The organism is Fulvivirga kasyanovii, from assembly GCF_009711405.1.
GTDB classification, from domain to species: Bacteria; Bacteroidota; Bacteroidia; order Cytophagales; family Cyclobacteriaceae; genus Fulvivirga; species Fulvivirga kasyanovii.
On record NZ_SMLW01000260.1, the window covers coordinates 1 to 3,413 of the forward strand.

Below are 3,413 nucleotides of genomic sequence, written 5' to 3' on the forward strand. Positions count from 1 at the left end.
TGCTGCTCACCAACAAACCTAACTGGGGACCCGCATATATAGAAAATGCCGGATCAGGAATATACTTAATCAATATAGGAACATTAACATAACCGAGCTTTTCTTCAACATTGCCGATTGGGCTTGGAATCTTGTTTCCTTGCATGGAGAAAAGTATTTCAGGTTGCACCGCTACAGAGGATGAACCTTCCGGAAAAAATACAAAACCAACATGAAAGGATGTCAGAGGATCGCCTTTTACGGATTCATTACCGTCAGAATAATTCAAATTAGCAATATTAACCCCACCTTTTAATCCGGTTCTTGTTTGTGAATAGCACGAGAGTGAAGCTACAAGAGCAGCCAAAAATAGAATGTGTTTCATGTTTTCATTTTAGTTAAAAAAACAAAGAAACATGTTTTAACTCACAACCAACACATAAAAACTCACCTTTTTAATACAAGAATCCATCTAAAGAATAAAAGTTATATATAAACCTCAAAAAACACAAAATAAAACAGCACTAATCACTACATGCCGCTTTATTCGATGTACAAAAGCTATCCCCGGCTATTAAATCGTCATCGGCAGGCTTAAACCCCCATTATCTCTTTTTAAGACATTTCTAACAAGCTGATTACAAACAGCTTTTATCCTGAGTTACATCATGTTTTACCAGGCGCCTGGCATATAGTTTTGTTTCAGAATTTAAAGCGAATCAAAACGACAACTGTTATGAAAGCACTCAATAAATATCTGTATATCCTGATGCCTATGCTGATCATAAGTATAGGAGTAAATGGTCAGGCAAACTATAAGCTGGCCAATGTAGAAAAACTTGAAGTAGCGGGAACATCAACACTCCACGACTGGACTATGCCAACAGAGACGGCAGAGGGGACTGCCAGTATAGAGGTAGAGAACAGCTCCCTCAAGAGCATTTCCAGTTTAACTGTAACCCTGAAAGCGGAGACCCTGAAAAGTGGTAAGTCCGGCATGGATGATAATGCTTATAAAGCACTAAAAACAAAGAAATATCCTGATATAACCTTTAATCTGAAACAAGTTAAGAGCATAACTAAAAAGAGCGACCATTATCTGGTAGATGCAGTAGGTACATTTACCATCGCTGGGGAATCCAGAACGGTCAGCGTACAGGCCAAGGCCTACCCTACTACATCAACAGTAAAATTCACAGGCAGCAAAGACCTGAAATTAACAGATTTTAACATTGATCCTCCCACTGCGCTTTTGGGTACTGTCAAAACCGGGAACGAGATCACCATAAACTTTAACCTTATATTCAAAACTAAATAATCATGAAAAAGTCAATCAAATATCTTTTAGCAATTGCTTTCATTGGCATGAGCTTTATAACTTACGCTCAGGAAGGCAGGAACCTGCAATTCTTCAGACCTGCAGGTCAGGATGGTCTCAATATTTTTGAATCTCCAAAAGCAGATACCGTTGAATTTACAGGAGTAAAAGTACGCATCGGTGGTGACTTCGCCATCCAGTTTCAAGGCATAGACCAGGAAAACTCCATTGCATCTGACACGCTGGTAGAGTTGGGTGACAACTTCAACTTACCAACTGCTAACCTTGACCTTGACGTACAACTTTACGATGGTGTCAGAATGCACTTAAGAACTTACCTGTCTGCAAGGCACCACGAAGAATCTTGGGTAAAAGGTGGTTACCTGCAAGTGGACAAGCTTGATTTTATCAAACCAGGTTTTCTTGAAGGTTTAATGGAAGTAGCTACTATCCGTGTCGGTCTTGACGAATTCAACTATGGTGATGCCCACTTTAGAAGAACAGATAACGCGAGAGCTATTTACAACCCGTTCGTTGGCAACTATCTTATGGACGCCTTCTCTACAGAGGTTTTTGGTGAAGTAACTATTCAGAAAAGCGGTTTCATAGGTGTAATTGGTTTGACCAATGGTAAGCTTAACCAAAGTACAGTGGTAAATGACAATACTGACAACAAAGCTTCTTTCTTCGGTAAATTAGGATATGATAACAATGTATCTGACGACCTGAGATTACGTCTGACCGGATCTTGGTACATCAATAAAGGTGAAACCTCTGGTACTTATCTATACGGTGGTGACCGTGGCGGTAGCAGGTACTACAATGTAATGACCACTATCGACGGCGACGGCAATGATTTTGAAGGCAGGTTTAACCCTCGCTTTAAGCAAATAACGGCGATTCAGATCAACCCTTTCGTAAAATTTAAAGGTCTTGAGTTCTTCGGTATCTACGAAGTGGCCAGCAACAGCGATGATCAGGGAAGTGGCTCATTTACCCAGGTAGCCGGTGAAGTGATCTACAGATTTGGCGGACAGGAGCAACTTTATGTAGGAGGCAGATACAACACAGTATCCGGAGAGATGGTTGACGGGGCACCAACTATGGAAGTAAATCGTTTAAACATTGGCGGTGGCTGGTTCCTCACCAAAAATATCGTGACCAAACTTGAGTATGTATCTCAAAAGTATGAAGGTGACGGCTGGAATGGTACCAAATATCAAGGTGGTGAATTTAACGGTGTGATGATCGAAGCTGCCATAAGCTTCTAAGATTAAATAAACAATGAACATTCTAAGTGTCATATTACTCCTGATATCACTGACAGAACCTGCAAAAACCGAATCATGTTTGGTTATTCAGAAAAGAAGTATCACCATCAACGGTGATACTTCTTTAGGTGGGTTCAGTTGCGATTATGAGGTATCAGGAGTAAATGACACTTTATTTTTTGACAACCTTCCTTCCTCTCCTTACAGCTTTACCATTCCCGTAGAAGCTTTCAAATGTGGTAATTTCCTTTTAAACAGGGATTTTCGTTCTACACTTAAGGCTGATGAATACCCTAGAGTAACCGTACAGGTGCAAAGCCTGGAAGAAAAAGGAAAAGGCCTCTTGAGCGGCTGTATCAAGTTGTCATTAGTGGGCAAATACAAAACCCTCGATGATGTGGAATTCTGCCAGAGCTTTGTGAATGACAGGCAGGTACTTACCGCTGACTTTGTTTTTTATGCTTCTGAGTTTAAGCTAAGCCCTCCTCAAAAACTGGGAGGACTGGTGACTACAAGTGATAAGATGAACATTTCAGTATCTTTGGTACTCAACCACAGTAATCAAAAAAGTCCTTGCTCATCTGACTAGAAGCCTCAAGTTTACGTCAGGATCGTAGTATTCTTCTTTATCTCAGATAGTAATTGCTCCGGGTCGGTCATATCCTCTTCAAAAATCAGATGGATAATTTTCCCTTCAGGTTTATTAAACCTCCTCTCCAGAGCTACGGAATTGCGAAAGATAACCGGGTCATTACTCGGGTCGCTCAGCATTTCCCTGATCAATACCAGAGCTCTGCTATCATCAATCCCTTCCCAATCCCTGATCTCTTCAATGGCCAGAAAAC

General features: G+C 40.8%; 5 protein-coding genes. 3 read left to right on the plus strand and 2 right to left on the minus strand.

The window, feature by feature from the left end:
- Positions 1-364: outer membrane beta-barrel protein (locus E1163_RS01585; RefSeq protein ID WP_155168777.1), on the minus strand; the 364-nt coding region annotated here is incomplete at its 3' end.
- Positions 365-715: 351 nt separating this feature from the next.
- Here E1163_RS01585 and E1163_RS01590 point away from each other — a divergent pair.
- Genes E1163_RS01590 through E1163_RS01600 form a run of 3 tightly spaced genes read left to right on the plus strand, consistent with a single transcriptional unit; the run spans position 716 to position 3,157 of the window.
- Positions 716-1,297 (plus strand): YceI family protein, encoded by a 582-nt coding sequence (locus E1163_RS01590; RefSeq protein ID WP_155168779.1) that lies wholly within the window; start codon positions 716-718, stop codon positions 1,295-1,297.
- Positions 1,298-1,299: 2 nt separating this feature from the next.
- On the plus strand, positions 1,300-2,568 hold the full coding sequence (locus E1163_RS01595; RefSeq protein WP_155168781.1) for a hypothetical protein: 1,269 nt from the start codon (positions 1,300-1,302) through the stop codon (positions 2,566-2,568).
- Positions 2,569-2,581: 13 nt separating this feature from the next.
- Positions 2,582-3,157, plus strand: coding sequence for a hypothetical protein (locus E1163_RS01600; RefSeq protein ID WP_155168783.1), 576 nt, complete (start codon positions 2,582-2,584; stop codon positions 3,155-3,157).
- 11 nt (positions 3,158-3,168) lie between these two features.
- Here the strand turns inward: E1163_RS01600 and E1163_RS30295 are convergent.
- On the minus strand, positions 3,169-3,413 hold a 245-nt coding region (locus E1163_RS30295), incomplete at its 5' end, for a hypothetical protein (protein ID WP_185155915.1).

What these genes read in the sequence shown, in the direction of transcription:
- E1163_RS01590 (WP_155168779.1), top strand. Translation starts at nt 716, where the DNA reads ATGAAAGCACTCAATAAATATCTGTATATCCTGATGCCTATGCTGATC.
- E1163_RS01600 (WP_155168783.1), top strand. Translation starts at nt 2,582, where the DNA reads ATGAACATTCTAAGTGTCATATTACTCCTGATATCACTGACAGAACCT.
- E1163_RS01595 (WP_155168781.1), top strand. Translation starts at nt 1,300, where the DNA reads ATGAAAAAGTCAATCAAATATCTTTTAGCAATTGCTTTCATTGGCATG.